The organism is Streptomyces sp. NPDC096310, assembly GCF_044763125.1.
In the GTDB taxonomy this organism is placed as follows: domain Bacteria; phylum Actinomycetota; class Actinomycetes; order Streptomycetales; family Streptomycetaceae; genus Streptomyces.
Genome location: NZ_JBIWFO010000019.1, coordinates 130,560 through 146,171 on the forward strand (window position 1 = coordinate 130,560; position 15,612 = coordinate 146,171).

The following is a 15,612-nucleotide window of genomic DNA, read 5'->3' on the forward strand; positions in this document are numbered from 1 at the left end:
TTATCCCCGTGGGACCTGGGTCCCTAAATCACAGATCACAGATGAGCGGTGATACCTGTCACAGAGCGGTGATACCCGTCACAGGCCGCCCGGCTGCCCGCACACCCGGACCGTTGGTCCGTACACATTTCCCTCGCTCGACCCCCTCTCGACCTCCTCTCTCGACCTCCTGCCCGCCTCCTGCCCGTCTCCTCGTCAGGGGTGTGGCAGGTCGGGGTCCGGTACGGGCAGGGGACGCTTCTCGATCGCCGCGGCCATCACGTCGGGGAAGAGGTCGGGCGTGCAGGCGAACGCGGGGGCACCCAGCTCCGCGAGGGCCGCCGCGTGCTCCCGGTCGTACGCCGGAGCCCCCTCGTCCGAGAGCGCGAGGAGCGCCACGAACTGCACGCCGGACGCCTTCATCGCGGCGACCCGCTTCAGCATTCCGTCCCGTATCCCACCCTCGTAGAGATCGCTGATCAGGACGACCACGGTCTCGGCGGGGCGGGTGATCCGCGACTGGCAGTAGGCGAGCGCGCGGTTGATGTCGGTGCCCCCGCCGAGCTGGGTGCCGAACAGGACGTCCACGGGGTCGTCGAGCTGGTCGGTGAGGTCGACGACCGCCGTGTCGAAGACGACCAGACGGGTGTCGAGGGAGCGCATCGAGGCCAGGACCGCGCCGAAGACGGAGGCGTAGACGACGGACGCGGCCATCGACCCGGACTGGTCGATGCAGAGGACGACCTCCTTCTTCACCGACTGCGCGGCCCTGCCGTACCCGATCAGCCGCTCGGGCACGACCGTGCCCTGCTCCGGAAGGTAGTTCTTCAGGTTCGCGCGGATCGTACGGTCCCAGTCGATGTCCCGGTGGCGCGGCCGGCTGATCCGCGCGGAGCGGTCGAGCGCCCCCGTCAGGGTGGCCCTGGTGCGGGTGGCGAGCCGCTTCTCGATGTCCTCCACCACCTTGCGGACGACGGCGCGCGCGGTCTCCTTGGTCGTCTCCGGCATCGCCTTGTTCAGTGAGAGCAGGGTGCCGACGAGATGGACGTCAGCCTCGACGGCCTCCAGCATCTCCGGTTCGAGCAGCAGCGCGGCGAGCCCGAGCCGGTCGATGGCGTCCCGCTGCATGATCTGGACGACGGAGGTGGGGAAGTACGTACGGATGTCACCGAGCCAGCGGGCGACGGACGGCGCGGAGCCGCCGAGCCCGGCGGACCGGCCACCGGTCCCGCTTTCCCGGTTTCCGCCGTTGTCCCGGCCGCCGTAGAGCGCGGTCAGGGCGCCGTCCATAGCCGCGTCCCGGCCGGCGAGCGCGCATCCCGTGCCGTCGGCGCCCTCCCCGCCGAGCACCATCCGCCAGCGCCGCAGCCGCTCCTCGGCGGCCGCCGCCTCCGCCGTTCTGTCGGCCGTCATGCCTGTGGTCATGTTCCCGCTCCCACCAGGTCGTTGTCGTCGCGGTCGGCACCCAGCAGCAACCGGAGCACCGGCAGCACGGCGTCGGCGCGTGCCGGGTCGAGCCCCGGGCCGAAGCCCGGCGCGGTGGCCTCGGCCGTCGTCGGCCCCGGGGCGGCCGGTCCACGCCGGACCAGCTCGCCCAGGGTCCGGCGGACGCCCGGTTCGTACGCCGAGAAGGTGCGCCGCAGCAGCGGCAGCACGTCGGTGAACGCCTCGGGCGCCACACCGGTCAGCCAGGCGTCGACCAGGCCGAGGAGGCGTTCGTCATGGATCAGCAGCATCCCGCCGCCGGATCCGGCCCCCTGTGATCTCCCGGGCGCCCCGCCGACGAAGCCCTCGACCCAGGCGGCGGCGTCGGCGGGCGGGGTGCCCGGTGACAGGGCGAGCCCCATCAGCCGGGCGGCCTCGTCCTCAGGGAGGCGTCCGTCGTCCAGCAGCAGCCGGGCGGCCCGCCCCCGGATCCCGCCGGGCACACCGTCCCGCCCGGCGAGCCTGACCAGCACGGCCTCCCACCGCCCGGCGAGATCCCGCCCCCCGGACTCCTCACCGGGGCCCCCGGAGCCCCCGTCGGGGTCCGCGGACTCCGCTTCGGGGCGCGCGGAGCCGGCCGCCAGGAGTCCGATCGCCGTATGGACGCTGTCGAGATGGCCGCGCATCTCCGCTGCGCCGTCCGCGTCGAGCCCCGCGCACGCGGGCGGCAGGCCGACGCAGATGCGCTCCGCGAGTCCGGCCGCGACCTCACCGAGCGCGCCGGTATCGGTGGACCGTACGTCGCCGTACCGCAGCGAGCGGGCCAGCGCGGGCAGGGCCTCGGCGAGCCGGCCGATGTCGGCGTCGAGCGCGGCGCGGTCGGCGAGGGCGCGCATCACCACGGGCAGGGCGTCGGGCAGCGCGGCCCGCAGACAGCGCTCGGCGAGGGCCGTGATGTCGCTGAGCGCGGTCGCCGCCAGGGCGCGCGACTCGGCCCTGGCGGTCGCGGCGGCGAGCACCGTCGTGCCCCAGACCCCGGCCTCCGCGACCCGTACGTACAGCTCCGGCTCCCAGCTCAGCCGCCAGCTCTCGCGGAACGTGCCCGTGCTCCCCCGTCCGGCGACCGCCCGGCCCCAGCCGATGTCCAGCAGCCTCAGCCGGTGCAGCAGGGTGCTCTTCGCCGCGTCGGTCTCCTTGCGGAGGTCGAGGTCCAGCTCGCGTTCGGACGCCTCCGGCTTGAGCCGCAGGGAGCGCTGAAGCCGGGTCAGGTCGCGCTGGAGCGGTACGGCAGGGGCCGTGTCGGGGACCTCGCCGAGTGTGTCGCCGACGATCAGCCGGTCCCGGATGAGGCCGAGCGGCACCTCGGACCCCTCGCACATCACGGCCTGTACGGCGTCGACGGTCTCCGTGAGCCCGGCCAGCGGCCGGCCGCGCATCACGGCGAGGGTCCGCGCCAGCCGTACCGCCTCGATGACATGGGCGGAGGAGACGGCACGGTCCTCCTCCCGCAGCAGCCCGGCGACCTTGGTGAGCCAGCGCTCGACGGGCCGGTCTGGCGCGCTGAAGAGGTGTCCGTACCAGCCGGGCGAGTCGATGCCCGCGCCGTAACCGCTGTGCCGGGCGAGCCTGCGGTGGGTCCAGGGCACCCAGGTGATGTCGGTCTTGATCTTGGGCAGGCCCTTGAGCAGCGCGCGGTCGGCGGCGAGCGTGGTCCTCTCACGCAGCGCCGGTACGTGCCAGGCGCCGCAGACGACGGCGACCGCCCCGTCCCCGAACTCCTTGCGGGCGGCGCGGAGCTGGACCCGCATATGGGCCTCGCGGACGAGATCCCGCCGGTGTCCGCCGGGGCCGTACTCCTCGCGCAGCTCGCCCATGGCGTCGGCGACCGCCTCGAACGGCGCGAAGGGGTCGTCGCTCTCCCCGGGGGCCCGGTGCTCGACCACGTCCTCCCACCAGCGCTCGGGGTCGTCGTACCCGGCGGCCTTGGCGAGTACGGCGAGCGGGTCGATCCGCACCCCGTCGGTGTCGCCGCCGTCGGAGTCACCGTCGTCGGACCCGCCGTCCTCGGTCCCGTCCTCCCCCGCCCCGTCGTGCGCGGGTTCGGCCTCGGTGTCAGGCTCCACGGCAAAGGCCAGCGAGTGGGCCGCCGGCAGGTCGATGAACCGCACCGGCACCTCGTGCGCGAGCGCCCAGCGGATCGCCACCCACTCGGGGGAGAACTCCGCCAGCGGCCAGAACGCGGCGCGCCCCGGGTCGTCCACGGCGTGCGCGAGGAGCGCCACGGGCGGCCGCATCGCCTCGTCGGCGGCGAGCGGCAGCAACGCGTCGCCCTCGGGCGGGCCTTCGATCAGTACGGCGCCGGGCGCCGCCGCGTCGAGCGCGCTCCGTACCGCACGCGCGGAACCGGGCCCGTGGTGCCGGACCCCGAGCAGCAGCGGCCCCGCCGCGTGCGGCGTGGTCGTCGTCGTGGTCGTGGTCACGCGCTCACCTCGCGGCAGGCGCGGTAGAAGTCCTTCCAGCCGTCGCGTTCGCGGACGACCGTCTCCACGTACTCCTGCCAGATCACCCGGTCCGCCGCGGGATCGCGGACGACCGCGCCGAGGATCCCGGCCGCCACGTCGCCCGGCCGCAGTATCCCGTCGCCGAAGTGCGCGGCGAGCGCCAGCCCGTTGGTGACGACGGAGATCGCCTCGGCCGTGGAGAGCGTCCCGGAGGGGGACTTGAGCTTCGTACGGCCGTCGGTCGTGACGCCGTCGCGCAGTTCACGGAAGACCGTGACGACCCGGCGGATCTCGTGGAGGCCCTCGGGGCCGTCCGGCAGATCGAGCGAGCGGCCCATCTCCCCGACGCGCCGGGAGACGATCTCGACCTCGGCCTCCGGGGTGGCGGGCAGCGGCAGGACGACCGTGTTGAAGCGGCGGCGCAGTGCGCTGGAGAGGTCGTTGACCCCGCGGTCGCGGTCGTTGGCCGTGGCGATCAGGTTGAAGCCGCGGACCGCCTGGACCTCCTCACCCAGCTCGGGGATCGGGAGCGTCTTCTCGGACAGGATCGTGATGAGCGAGTCCTGTACGTCGGCGGGGATACGGGTCAGCTCCTCGACCCGCGCGGTCATGCCGTCGGACATGGCCCGCATCACGGGGCTGGTCACCAGGGCGTCGCGGCTGGGGCCGTGGGCGAGGAGCTGGGCGTAGTTCCAGCCGTAGCGGATCGCCTCTTCGGGCGTGCCGGCCGTGCCCTGCACCAGCAGGGTCGAGTCGCCGCTGACGGCCGCGGCGAGGTGTTCGGAGACCCAGGTCTTGGCCGTGCCCGGCACACCGAGGAGGAGCAGGGCGCGGTCGGTGGCGAGCGTGGTGACGGCGACCTCGACGATCCGGCGCGGCCCCACGTACTTCGGTGTGATCACCGTCCCGTCGGACAGCGTGCCGCCGAGGAGATAGGTGGCCACGGCCCAGGGCGAGAGCCGCCAGCGGGCGGGCCGCTGCCGGTCGTCGGCCGCGGCCAGCGCCGCCAGCTCGTGGGCGAACGCGTCCTCCGCGTGCGGGCGCAGGGCCTGGTCGCCGGTGGCCCCGGCCGTGGTCGCGGTGGTTTCGGGCATGGTCATGGATCCCCCTCCAGATCGGTCGACCTGTTGTGGATCCCACGGTGCACCACGCCACTGACAATCGACCGTCTCCGCAGGTCGGAGCCGGTCCGGCGGGCCGCCGCGACCTGAGTTGGCCGACGGCGGCGGGCGTCGCCCGGCACTCGGCGGAGCGGCCCGGCGGCGGGCGGGAGTTACCCCGCGATCGGAGAGACCGCGACGCAGCCGCCGGCCGCGGCCTTGCCCGCGTCCGTCTCCTCCTTGATGACCTCACCCTTGTAAATGATCTTGCAGGTGACCTCGGCGTCGGCGCCCAGCGCGACCGGCATGACGGCGGGCGGCATGATGCCGCGGAGCGTCACCGTCTTCTTCCAGGGCAGCGTGGGCTTCTCGACCGTCTCGATCTTCGGCTCCATGGCCTCGCCCCCGCCGCCGTGGAAGTCGATCGTGTCGATGTTCTTGCCCGTGACCTCGTAGGTGACCTCGTAGTTCTCGTTGATGGCCTTGTCGACCTCCTCGGTCACGGCCTTGTCGACCCGCTCGGTGGCCTCGGAACAGGCGCCGAGACCCAGCGCGAGGCCGGTGACGGCAAGGGGCGTGACGGCGGCACGAACGGTGCGGCCGGTACGCGTGGTACGGGCGGTGCGGTTCATCGGAGATCCCCCCCGGGATGTGGTGCGGAAATGGCACGAGCATAGCAAAGGCAGCACCAGGTGACGCTCCCTTAAAACCATCGAACCCGCAGGTCAGAGCGATTGTCAGTGGGGGCGCCTAACGTCGTGGGCATGAATCAGACGGGGGTGCGCTGGACGTCGGAACAGGTGCTTGCTCTGGCTCCTGACGACGCGTCACGCAAAGCGGGCAACAAGCTCGGCACGGCCGGGCCGTGGTCGGACGCGGGCTGCGACGCCGCGGGCGCGGTGTGGGGGCTGTGCAAGGGCAGCGGCAGCAAGCCGTACCGGACGGTGGTGGACACCACGGGCCCGGCCTGCAACTGCTCCTGCCCGAGCCGGAAGTTCCCGTGCAAGCACGCACTGGGCCTGCTGCTGCTCTGGGCGACGGACGGAGCGGCCGTGTCGGAGCGCGCCGAGGGCGCCGAGCCGCCCGGCTGGGCCGGGGAATGGCTCGGCACACGCAGGAAGCGGCAGGCGGACAGGGCGCGGAGCACGGCCGCGAAGACCGCCGACCCCGAAGCCGCCCGGCGCAGGGCGGAGCGGCGGGCCGCGCGGATCACCTCGGGCGCCACGGAGTTGGAGCAGCGGCTGACGGATCTGCTGCGCGGGGGCCTCGCCTCCGCCGAGCAGTCGGGTTACGGGCTGTGGGAGGAGACGGCGGCGCGGATGGTCGACGCACAGGCACCGGGGCTGGCGGGCCGGGTGCGGGAGTTGGGGGCGATACCGGGCTCGGGCCCCGGCTGGCCGGTGCGGCTGCTGGAGGAGTCCGCGCTGCTGCATCTGCTGAACACGGCGTGGCTCGGGCTCGACCGGCTGCCGGAACCGCTGGCGACGACGGTCCGTACCCGCGTCGGCCTCCCCTCCCCCGCCGGGGGCCCGCCGGTCCGGGACCACTGGCTGGTCCTCGCGCAGTACGACACGTCGGACGGCAAACTCGTCACCCGCCGCATCCGGTTGTACGGCCGGGACTCGGGGCGCTCGGCGCTGCTGCTCTCCTTCGGAGCGGCCGGCCGCGCGCCGGAGCTGGCGCTGCCGGTGGGCGTGATGATCGACGCCGAGATCGTTCCGCACCCGGGCGCCGGACAGCTACGGGCTGACTGGGGCGAGCGGTTCGGCGCCCCGGCGGCGATGGAGGGACCACCCCCCGGCGGCTCCGTGGCGGCGGCGATCGAGGCGTACGGCGCTGCGCTGCGCGCCGATCCCTGGCTGGACACATGCCCCGTGACGCTGCGCGATGTCATCCCGGTCCCCGGGGTGGGCGGCGGCTGGCAACTGGCCGACGCCGTCGGAGGGTCCGCGCTGCCGGTCGCGCCCGTCTCCCTCGGGCACCCGGGGCTGTGGAAGCTGGCCGCGCTCTCCGGTGGCGGCCCGGTCACGGTCTTCGGCGAGTGCGGCCACCGCGGCTTCCGGCCCCTCACGGCCTGGTCGGGCGAGATACCGGGGACGGTTCCGCTCACCTGAACCCGCCCACGCCCGGAGGCCCGATGCGACGTACGGACGGAGTATCCCGATGACCCACACGCCCAGCACGCCCCGCACACCGCCCACGACCCGCACCACAACGACAACGGCACCTCCCGCGAAAGCCACGAAGGCCACGAAGGCTGCGAAGGCCGCGCCAGCCTCCACGGCCACCGTCCGGTCCGCGGCGCCCTGGGAGTCCCCCTGGGAAGGGCTCCTCACCTCGGCGCTGCTCGGCACCGACCGCCGCACACCGCCCCCGGAGGTCCTGGCCCCCGGCAAGGACGCCCCGGTCGCCCTGCTGGACGCCGCCGCGCTGCACACCGTACGGCGCAGGGCGGGGCTGCTGCCCGGGCCCGCCGCCGCGCCTCCGGCCCGCGCGCCCCGGGACGGCCGCGCGGGGCTCCCCGGGGCGGCGCAGCGGCGGCTCGGGCAGCTTCTGGCCGACCGGGCGGCGCCGGCGGGCGGCGGGGGCCGTCGCGGTGCGGCGCCCGATCTCACCGAGCTGCTGCCCCAGTGGCTCGCCGCGGCCAACGCACACGGCTACGCCGCACCCGCCCCGATGCTGCCCGCGCTGCTGGACGCGGCCCGTGCGCGGACCGACCTGCGTCCGCAGGCCCTGGCGTTCGCCGGGCCGCGCGGCCTCTGGCTCGCCCGGCTCAATCCGGAGTGGAAGTTCGCGCTGCGCGGCGGGTCCGGCGGCGCCGTACCGCCCGCCGCCGATGACGCGGAGGCGATGCGGCGGCTCTGGGAGGAGGGCCTCTTCGCCGAGCGGCTCGCGCTGCTCACCGCCGTACGGGCCAGGGACGCGGAGACGGCGCGTGCGCTGCTCGCCTCGACCTGGCCGACCGAGCGCGCCGAGGACCGGCTGATGTTCCTCGACTCCCTGCGCGACGGGCTGTCCGGGGCGGACGAGCCTTTCCTGGAACAGGCATTGTCGGACCGCAGCCGCAATGTGCGCTCCACCGCGGCCGAACTGCTCTCGGCGCTGCCCGGTTCCGCGCTCGCGGGCCGGATGGCGGCCCGCGCGGCCACCTGCGTCAGCATGGACCGTACGGGCGGCGGACAGGTCATCTCGGTCGAGGCGCCCCACGAATGCGACACGGACATGCAGCACGACGGAGTGGTCCCGGCGCCGCCCGGTGGCCGGGGCGAACGGTCCTGGTGGCTGGGTCAGTTGGTGGAGGCGGCCCCGCTGTCGGGGTGGCCGGCCAGGCTCGGCGGCCGGACCCCCGAGGAGATCGTCGCCCTGCCCGTCCTGGACGGCTGGGCGGACGAACTGCACGCCGCGTGGTGCCGGGCGGCCGTACGGCAGGGGGACGCGCGTTGGTCGGCGGCGCTGCTGGGGTCGCCCACCGCCCCGCCCGACACGGGTCCCGGCACGACATCGCTCGCCGAGCGCGCGAAGCTGCTCGCCACCCTGTCCGAGGCCGAACGGGCCGACTGGGTGGCCGCGTTCATCGCCGCGCACGGCCTGCCGGAGGCGTTCCAACTGCTCGGGGGCTGCGCGGTGCCCTGGTCGGGCCCGCTCGGCCGGGCGGTGGTGGACGCGCTGGACATCGCCAGGGACGCGGGCAGCTACCCCTGGAGCTTCAGCGGCGTCATGGGCCTCGCGGAACGCTGCCTGGACCCGGCGGAGGTGAGCAGGCTGGAACTGCTCACGGCCACGCCCGACGAACCGGAAGGCGGGTCACCGGGCGCGGGCGGCTACTGGTCGGAGGCGTTCCAGCGCCTGGTGTCCACCCTGCGCCTGCGCGCTCTGATGCACGCCGAGCTGGCACCGGCCCCCGGGCAGGCCCTTCAGGCCCATGAGGCCGACGGGCCGGTCCCCGGGCAGCCCCCGGGACCTGCGGCGGAAGCGCTACCGAGGCCGATACGGGAGCCCATACGGGAGCCGATACCCGGCGGCCAGGAGGCGTAGGGCCGCCCGTCAGGCGCCTGCGGGCTGGCGGACGTTGGCCTTGACCCAGGTGACGATCGATGTCGTCGTCGCCCCCGGGGTGAAGATCTCCGCGACGCCCTTCTCCTTCAACGGGGCGATGTCCGCGTCCGGGATGATGCCGCCACCGAAGACCTTGATGTCCGCAGCGTCCCGCTCCTCCAGCAGTTCGATCACCTTCGCGAAGAGCGTGTTGTGGGCGCCGGAGAGGATGGACAGGCCGATCGCGTCGGCGTCCTCCTGGATCGCGGTGTCCACGATCTGCTCCGGCGTCTGGTGCAGCCCCGTGTAGATGACCTCCATCCCCGCGTCACGCAGGGCGCGGGCGATCACCTTGGCCCCTCGGTCATGCCCGTCGAGCCCCGGTTTGGCGACCACCACACGGATCGGACCTGTCACACCCATCACTGCCTCCACATACCGACTGCGCCGTCATTGGCACGGGTCCCCGCGCCCGCCAAGGCTCGGAGTAGTGAACGAACGTTATCCACAGCATCCCGCAACCAGCCGTTTCGCGGAGGCCGCAGAGGGGGAAATCACACATGGGACATGTTCGCTTTGCGCCGTTCCGTCACCACCCGGCCCACCGACCGGGCAGGAACGGGCGCAAGGGGAGCCGCGGACGGAGCCGTCACGACCCGACGGCTCCCGGCATGTCGCCGTGGCGCCCCGATGAGGGCATACGGGGGACAGAGCCGCCTCCCGTATGCCGTTCGGAGGTCGGCCATGAAGGTCATGCCGTTCGCGCCGTTCTCAGCCGTTGTGACGCCCCTTCTGCGCCAACTGGACCGCGTACGTCCGGCGGGGCCGACCGCCGCACCCCTGCGCCTCGCCGCGCCCGTGTGGGCGGGCGCGCTCGATCTGGCGATCTTCACCGGCCATCTCTTCCTCTACCCGGCCGGAATCGTCCAGGAGCGCCGAGCCGCACCCCTGCCGCCCGAGGCGTCCCGACTGCCCACCGAGGGCCGCGCCCACCCTCCGGTCGTTCTGTTGCACGGCTTCGTGGACAACCGCTCGGTCTTCGTCCTGCTGCGCCGCTCCCTCGCCCGGCACGGCTGGCGGCATCTGGTCTCGCTCAACTACTCGCCGCTGACCTGCGACATCCGTACGGCCGCCGAGTTGCTGGGCCACCACATCGAGGAGATCTGCGCCCGCACCGGCCACGCCCGGGTCGATGTCGTCGGGCACAGTCTGGGCGGCCTGATCGCGCGGTATTACGTACAGCGCATGGACGGTGACGCCCGGGTACGTACGCTGGTCACGCTGGGTACACCCCACGAGGGCACGACGGCCGTGCCGCTCGCCGACGCGCACCCCGTCGTACGGCAGATGCGCCCCGGATCACCGGTCGTCGAGGAGTTGCGGCAGCCCGCACCGGCCTGCCGGACACGGTTCGTGAGCTTCTGGAGCGACGCCGACCCCCTGATGGCGCCGGTCGCCACGGCGAGGATCGAACATCCGGACCTTCTCGCGGAGAACGTGCTGGTGAGCGGTGTCGGCCATCTCGCCCTGCCCATTCACCCCGGGGTCGCCGCCGGCATCCGGCACGCGCTCGACGGATCCGCTCCCGTGGACGGTTCCGGTGAAGATTCCGTGCCGGCACCCCCGGCCGAGGGATCCGGATCCGCTTCCGTCGCCTGATCCGGGGAGCCCCGCCCCACCCTCACACTCGAACGCATTTCGAACGTATGGCCAAGCCTGCGCCCACAGTTCGCCGAAACACGGCCGAATGCCCGTTTCCGCAAAGCACGAAACTCGCGGAAGATTGTCGCCGTCGCATACCGCCGGGTACAGTCGCGGCCACTGCTTTCCCTCTGGGGCCCTTTCCACACAGGACCGGATTTCCCAGAGCCTGGTTCTGCTGCCGAGGCGAGAGAGAAGTTGGTGAACGACCAGCACGCCCACGCCGGGTACACCGCTTACGACGGTTACCAGAACGGCAGCTTCGAGACAGATCCCCTCTTCGGCTCCCTGCCGGACGGTTCGGGTGGCACGGGTGGGTACGGCGACGCTTCCGCCGCCACCGGCCAGTACGCGACCGTGCAGGCCGACCACGTGCAGGTCGATCCCCTGCAGGCCGGACAGCCGCACGCCGGGCACTCCGGTCAGTACGACAACACCCAGTGGGACACCGGCGCTCACCACCAGGCCACCGGGTACGACGCGTACGGTACGCAGACGTACGACACCAGCGGCCAGTGGCCGACCGTCACCCCCGAAGCCCCCGTCGCCAGCGGCTATCCGCACGACGCCACGGGCGAGTGGGGTTCCGGCGCCTGGCACCAGGTCGTCCAGCCGAACGGCCCTGGCGACACCGGCCAGTTCGACAGCACGGCGTTCGACGGCGCCTCGTACGGCGGCTACGACACGCCCGGGGCGACAGGGACCGCCACCTTCGATCCCGCGCAGCTCGCCGCCCTCGAAACCGCCCAGTTCGAAGCGGCGCGGTTCGAAGCGGCACCGTTCTCCTACGAGGCGACCGCCCAGTGGACCGGACCGACGTTCGACACCGGCTCGTACGACGCCACCGCCTGGAACGGAACAGGCGCGGCGCCCGAGGACACGCCGTACGCGTACGGCGCCCCGGGTCCGGAACCTGAACGGGCCTACGACGCGGAGCCCGGCTACGAACCGGAACCCGCCTACACCGCTGACCCGGTCTACGAGGCGGAGTCGGCCTACAAGACCGAGCAGGGCTACGACACCGTGGCCACCGAGACGGCCACCGCGCCCGGGACCGGCCCCGGGGCCGAGGCCGAACACCGCGCGGAAGCCGACGACTTCACCCCCGACGCCGAGAGCCCCGTGGAACCGGCCGCTCCGGACGACGACCCCGACGCGCTGCACACGGCGGCCACGATGGCCACGCCCGCGGTGACGCTCACCCCCCGCCCCGTCCGCCGGGCCGGCGGCGCCGGGAACGGCAGCCGAGGCCGGCGCCGTACCCCCGCCAAGCGTTCGGCCCTCCTCACCGTCGCCGTGCCCTCCGCCTGCGTGATGGGCGTCGCCGGCATCGCCGCCGCCTCCGTCGGCGGGCTCACCGGCGAGGACACCAAGGACGACTCCACCACGACGGCCTCCGCCGAGGACACCGCCTCCGCCAAGCCCGTCGCCGCGGCGGCCAACAACAAGCTGGACACCCAACTCGCCGCGCTCAGCGCCGACGCCCGCGACTTCGGCGACCGCGCCAGCCGCACACAGGAGCGGATCGACCTCCAGGAGCGGAAGGCGGAGGAGCGGAAGCGGGCCGCGGAGGAGGCCGCGCGCAAGGAAGCGGCCCGCCCCAAGTTCGCCCTCCCCGTCTCGCAGCACGGACTCAGCGCGTACTACGGCCAGGCCGGCGTCAACTGGATGTCCATGCACACCGGGATCGACTTCCCCGTCTCGTACGGCACACCGGTCATGGCCGCGACCGACGGCACCGTACGCACGCAGTACAACAGCGCCTACGGCAACATGGCCATCGTGACCTCCCCGGACGGCACGGAGACCTGGTACTGCCACCTCAGCAGTACGAAGATCCGCTCCGGTTCGGTCAAGGCCGGTGACGTGATCGCCTACTCGGGCAACTCCGGCAACTCCACCGGACCGCACCTGCACTTCGAGGTACGGCCCGGCGGCGGCTCGGCGGTCGACCCGTTGTCCTGGTTCCGCAGCCACAGCCTCGACCCGACGTAACCGGTCGCACCACCGGACGCGGGGGGGCGCCCCGCCCCCCCCCCCCCCCCCCCCCCCCCCCACCCCCCCCCCGGGGGGGGGGGGGGCCCCCGGCCCCCCCGCGGCGCCTCGCCTCGCCTCTACAGCTTCTCGACCGGCGCGTACCGCAGCAGCAGCCGCTTGGGCTTGGTGTCCCCGAAGTCGACCGTCGCCTGCGCATCCGCGCCCACGCCCGTCACCTCCATGACCGTGCCGAGGCCGAACTGGTCGTGCGTGACCCGGTCCCCCACCGACAGCGCGATCACCGGCTTGTCGCTCGCACGCCGCGTGGCGAAGCCCGAGGGCCCGCCGCCCGACCGTGAACGCGACGCGGAGGAGGAGAGCGACGATGTGATCCCGGACGTCGGACCCGCCGGGATCTGCGCCCCGGTCCGCTTCCACTCCATGTGGTGTCCCGGGATCTCCTCCAGGAACCGCGACGCCGGATTGTACGAGGGCTGCCCCCAGGCGCTGCGCATCGACGACCGTGTCAGGTAGAGCCGTTCACGGGCGCGCGTGATGCCGACGTACGCGAGGCGGCGCTCCTCCTCCAGCTCCTTCGTCTGGCCGAGGGCGCGCATGTGCGGGAAGACGCCGTCCTCCATGCCCGACAGGAACACCACCGGGAATTCAAGGCCCTTGGCGGTGTGCAGCGTCATCAGCGTGATGACACCGGAGCCGTCCTCGTCCTCGTCGGGAATCTGGTCGGAGTCGGCGACGAGCGCGACCTTCTCCAGGAACTCGGCAAGGGTCGGCGTCGCGGCCGGGGCGGCGGCAGCATCCGTACCGTCCCCGTCGCCCTCCCCGTCCGCGCCTCCGCCGTCACCGGCGCCCGCGGCGGCCTGACCGCGCTCCTGCTCGAACTCCAGCGCCACCGAGGCCAGTTCCTGAAGGTTCTCGATCCGTGTCTCGTCCTGCGGGTCGGTCGACGCCTGAAGCTCCGCCAGGTAGCCGGTCCGTTCGAGCACGGCCTCCAGGACCGTGGCCGGGCCGGCGCCCGACTCGACGACCGTACGCAACTCCTCCATCAGCGTGTTGAATCGCTTGACGGCGTTGGCGGAGCGCGCCGCCATGCCGTACGCCTCGTCCACGCGCCGCAGCGCCTGCGGGAAGGTGATCTTCTCCCGGAGCGCCAGGGCGTCGATCATGGCCTCCGCGCGGTCGCCGATGCCGCGCTTGGGCACATTGAGGATCCGGCGCAGCGGTACGTTGTCCTCCGGATTGGCGAGGACCCGCAGATAGGCCAGGACGTCGCGGACCTCCTTGCGTTCGTAGAAGCGCACTCCGCCGACGACCTTGTACGGCAGGCCGACCCGGATGAAGATCTCCTCGAAGACACGGGACTGCGCGTTCGTCCGGTAGAAGACGGCGACATCTCCCGCTTTGGCCTCGCCCGCGTCCGTCAGCCGGTCGATCTCGTCGGCGACGAACTGCGCCTCGTCGTGCTCCGTGTCCGCGACGTAGCCGGTGATCTGGGCGCCCGCGCCGGCCTTGGTCCACAGGTTCTTCGGGCGGCGGCTCTCGTTGCGCTCGATGACCGCGTTGGCGGCGCTGAGGATCGTCTGGGTGGAGCGGTAGTTCTGCTCCAGCAGGATCGTCGTCGCGTCCGGGTAGTCCTCCTCGAACTGGAGGATGTTGCGGATCGTGGCGCCGCGGAAGGCGTAGATCGACTGGTCGGCGTCGCCGACGACGCACAGCTCGGCCGGGTCCTCGCCCTCGCCGGAGGGGCCCACGAGTTCGCGTACGAGGGTGTATTGGGCGTGGTTCGTGTCCTGGTACTCGTCCACCAGGACGTGGCGGAAGCGGCGCCGGTAGTGCTCGGCGACGTCGGGGAACGCCTGGAGCAGGTGGACGGTGGTCATGATGATGTCGTCGAAGTCCAGGGCGTTGGCCTCGCGCAGCCGTGCCTGGTACATCCGGTACGCCTCGGCCAGGGTCTTCTCGAAGCCGTCGACGGCCTGCCCCGCGAAGGTCTCCTCGTCGATCAGCTCGTTCTTCAGATTGGAGATCTTGGCGCTGAAGGACTTCGGCGGATAGCGCTTGGGGTCGAGATCCAGATCGCGGCAGACCAGGGCCATCAGCCGCTTCGAGTCGGCGGCGTCGTAGATCGAGAACGACGAGGTGAACCCGAGGCGCTTCGACTCGCGCCGCAGGATCCGGACGCAGGCGCTGTGGAAGGTCAGCACCCACATCGCCTGGGCGCGCGGGCCGACGAGCTGACCGACGCGCTCCTTCATCTCGCCCGCGGCCTTGTTGGTGAAGGTGATCGCCAGTATCTGGCCGGGGTGGACGCTGCGGGTGCCGAGGAGATGCGCGATCCGGTGGGTCAGCACCCGGGTCTTGCCGGACCCGGCCCCGGCGACGATGAGCAGCGGCGATCCCGTGTGCACGACGGCCGCCCGCTGCTCCTCGTTCAGCCCTTCGAGGAGCGAGGCGGGGTCGATGACGGTGCGGGGCGCGCCGTCGCGGTGGTACGGGTCCCGGGCCGGGGGCACGTCGTACGCGCCCTGGAACAGGTCGTCGGGCACCTGTTCCGGGGCGTGCTCGTCCTGGTCCTCCGGCGGCGGGGGGTGCTCGTCGCCGGAGGGCTGGAGGTCGGCCAGGAAGCTGTCGTCAAAGAGGCTGCTCATCGCTTAACGAGTCTAGGCCGCCGCACTGACAGTCGGCGCCCGACCGGGAAAGCCGGCCGGGGAAGTCGGCCCCGTGAGCGGTACCGGGGAGCCGGACGGTCCCGATGCACATACGGAGCGTAACGCTATACCCCGCATCGGGGCTCCCTGCACTCCACACGAGCAAATGGTCACAGAAATGTATCGGGCATATCGACCATCCACCTTCACATCAGCGCCACATTTTGG

10 protein-coding genes are annotated in these 15,612 nt (G+C 72.8%); 4 read left to right on the forward strand and 6 right to left on the reverse strand.

All coding sequences use genetic code 11. The features are described 5' to 3' along the window. Positions 1–195: 195 nt before the first annotated feature. From ACIQ7D_RS28415 to ACIQ7D_RS28430, 4 genes are all read right to left on the reverse strand, one after another. Complete coding sequence (locus ACIQ7D_RS28415; protein WP_403942199.1) at positions 196–1,404, reverse strand: vWA domain-containing protein; 1,209 nt, start codon at positions 1,402–1,404, stop codon at positions 196–198. Continuing rightward, positions 1,401–3,884 carry a DUF5682 family protein gene (locus tag ACIQ7D_RS28420; protein ID WP_403942201.1) on the reverse strand — a complete coding sequence of 828 codons (2,484 nt, stop codon included), beginning with the start codon at positions 3,882–3,884 and terminating at the stop codon, positions 1,401–1,403. Before ACIQ7D_RS28420 ends, ACIQ7D_RS28415 begins: the two co-directional genes overlap by 4 nt. After that, positions 3,881–5,005, reverse strand: coding sequence for an AAA family ATPase (locus ACIQ7D_RS28425; protein ID WP_403942203.1), 1,125 nt, complete (start codon positions 5,003–5,005; stop codon positions 3,881–3,883). Before ACIQ7D_RS28425 ends, ACIQ7D_RS28420 begins: the two co-directional genes overlap by 4 nt. A gap of 173 nt (positions 5,006–5,178) precedes the next feature. After that, positions 5,179–5,637, reverse strand: a complete 459-nt coding sequence (locus ACIQ7D_RS28430; RefSeq protein WP_403942205.1) for an MmpS family transport accessory protein — start codon at positions 5,635–5,637, stop codon at positions 5,179–5,181. Between the two features lie 132 nt (positions 5,638–5,769). On the opposite strand from ACIQ7D_RS28430, the gene ACIQ7D_RS28435 reads away from it, so the two are divergent. Further along, complete coding sequence (locus tag ACIQ7D_RS28435) at positions 5,770–7,119, forward strand: SWIM zinc finger family protein (protein WP_403942208.1); 1,350 nt, start codon at positions 5,770–5,772, stop codon at positions 7,117–7,119. A 49-nt stretch (positions 7,120–7,168) separates the two neighbouring features. Then, a complete protein-coding gene (locus ACIQ7D_RS28440) occupies positions 7,169–9,040 on the forward strand; it encodes a DUF5691 domain-containing protein (protein ID WP_403942209.1) in 1,872 nt (623 codons plus the stop codon). Positions 9,041–9,049: 9 nt separating this feature from the next. Here ACIQ7D_RS28440 and ACIQ7D_RS28445 read toward each other — a convergent pair whose 3' ends face one another. Then, complete coding sequence (locus ACIQ7D_RS28445; RefSeq protein WP_384998417.1) at positions 9,050–9,463, reverse strand: cobalamin B12-binding domain-containing protein; 414 nt, start codon at positions 9,461–9,463, stop codon at positions 9,050–9,052. Between the two features lie 321 nt (positions 9,464–9,784). On the opposite strand from ACIQ7D_RS28445, the gene ACIQ7D_RS28450 reads away from it, so the two are divergent. Continuing rightward, a complete protein-coding gene (locus tag ACIQ7D_RS28450) occupies positions 9,785–10,699 on the forward strand; it encodes an esterase/lipase family protein (RefSeq protein ID WP_403942211.1) in 915 nt (304 codons plus the stop codon). Between the two features lie 243 nt (positions 10,700–10,942). After that, positions 10,943–12,736 carry a peptidoglycan DD-metalloendopeptidase family protein gene (locus tag ACIQ7D_RS28455; protein WP_403942213.1) on the forward strand — a complete coding sequence of 598 codons (1,794 nt, stop codon included), beginning with the start codon at positions 10,943–10,945 and terminating at the stop codon, positions 12,734–12,736. 119 nt (positions 12,737–12,855) lie between these two features. On the opposite strand, the gene pcrA is transcribed toward ACIQ7D_RS28455, so the two are convergent. Then, on the reverse strand, positions 12,856–15,384 hold the full coding sequence (gene pcrA, locus ACIQ7D_RS28460) for a DNA helicase PcrA (RefSeq protein ID WP_403942215.1): 2,529 nt from the start codon (positions 15,382–15,384) through the stop codon (positions 12,856–12,858). Positions 15,385–15,612: the final 228 nt, after the last annotated feature.

What these genes read in the sequence shown, in the direction of transcription:
- pcrA (WP_403942215.1), bottom strand. Translation starts at nt 15,384, where the DNA reads ATGAGCAGCCTCTTTGACGACAGCTTCCTGGCCGACCTCCAGCCCTCC.
- ACIQ7D_RS28430 (WP_403942205.1), bottom strand. Translation starts at nt 5,637, where the DNA reads ATGAACCGCACCGCCCGTACCACGCGTACCGGCCGCACCGTTCGTGCC.
- ACIQ7D_RS28440 (WP_403942209.1), top strand. Translation starts at nt 7,169, where the DNA reads ATGACCCACACGCCCAGCACGCCCCGCACACCGCCCACGACCCGCACC.
- ACIQ7D_RS28445 (WP_384998417.1), bottom strand. Translation starts at nt 9,463, where the DNA reads ATGGGTGTGACAGGTCCGATCCGTGTGGTGGTCGCCAAACCGGGGCTC.
- ACIQ7D_RS28450 (WP_403942211.1), top strand. Translation starts at nt 9,785, where the DNA reads ATGAAGGTCATGCCGTTCGCGCCGTTCTCAGCCGTTGTGACGCCCCTT.
- ACIQ7D_RS28415 (WP_403942199.1), bottom strand. Translation starts at nt 1,404, where the DNA reads ATGACCACAGGCATGACGGCCGACAGAACGGCGGAGGCGGCGGCCGCC.
- ACIQ7D_RS28435 (WP_403942208.1), top strand. Translation starts at nt 5,770, where the DNA reads ATGAATCAGACGGGGGTGCGCTGGACGTCGGAACAGGTGCTTGCTCTG.
- ACIQ7D_RS28425 (WP_403942203.1), bottom strand. Translation starts at nt 5,005, where the DNA reads ATGACCATGCCCGAAACCACCGCGACCACGGCCGGGGCCACCGGCGAC.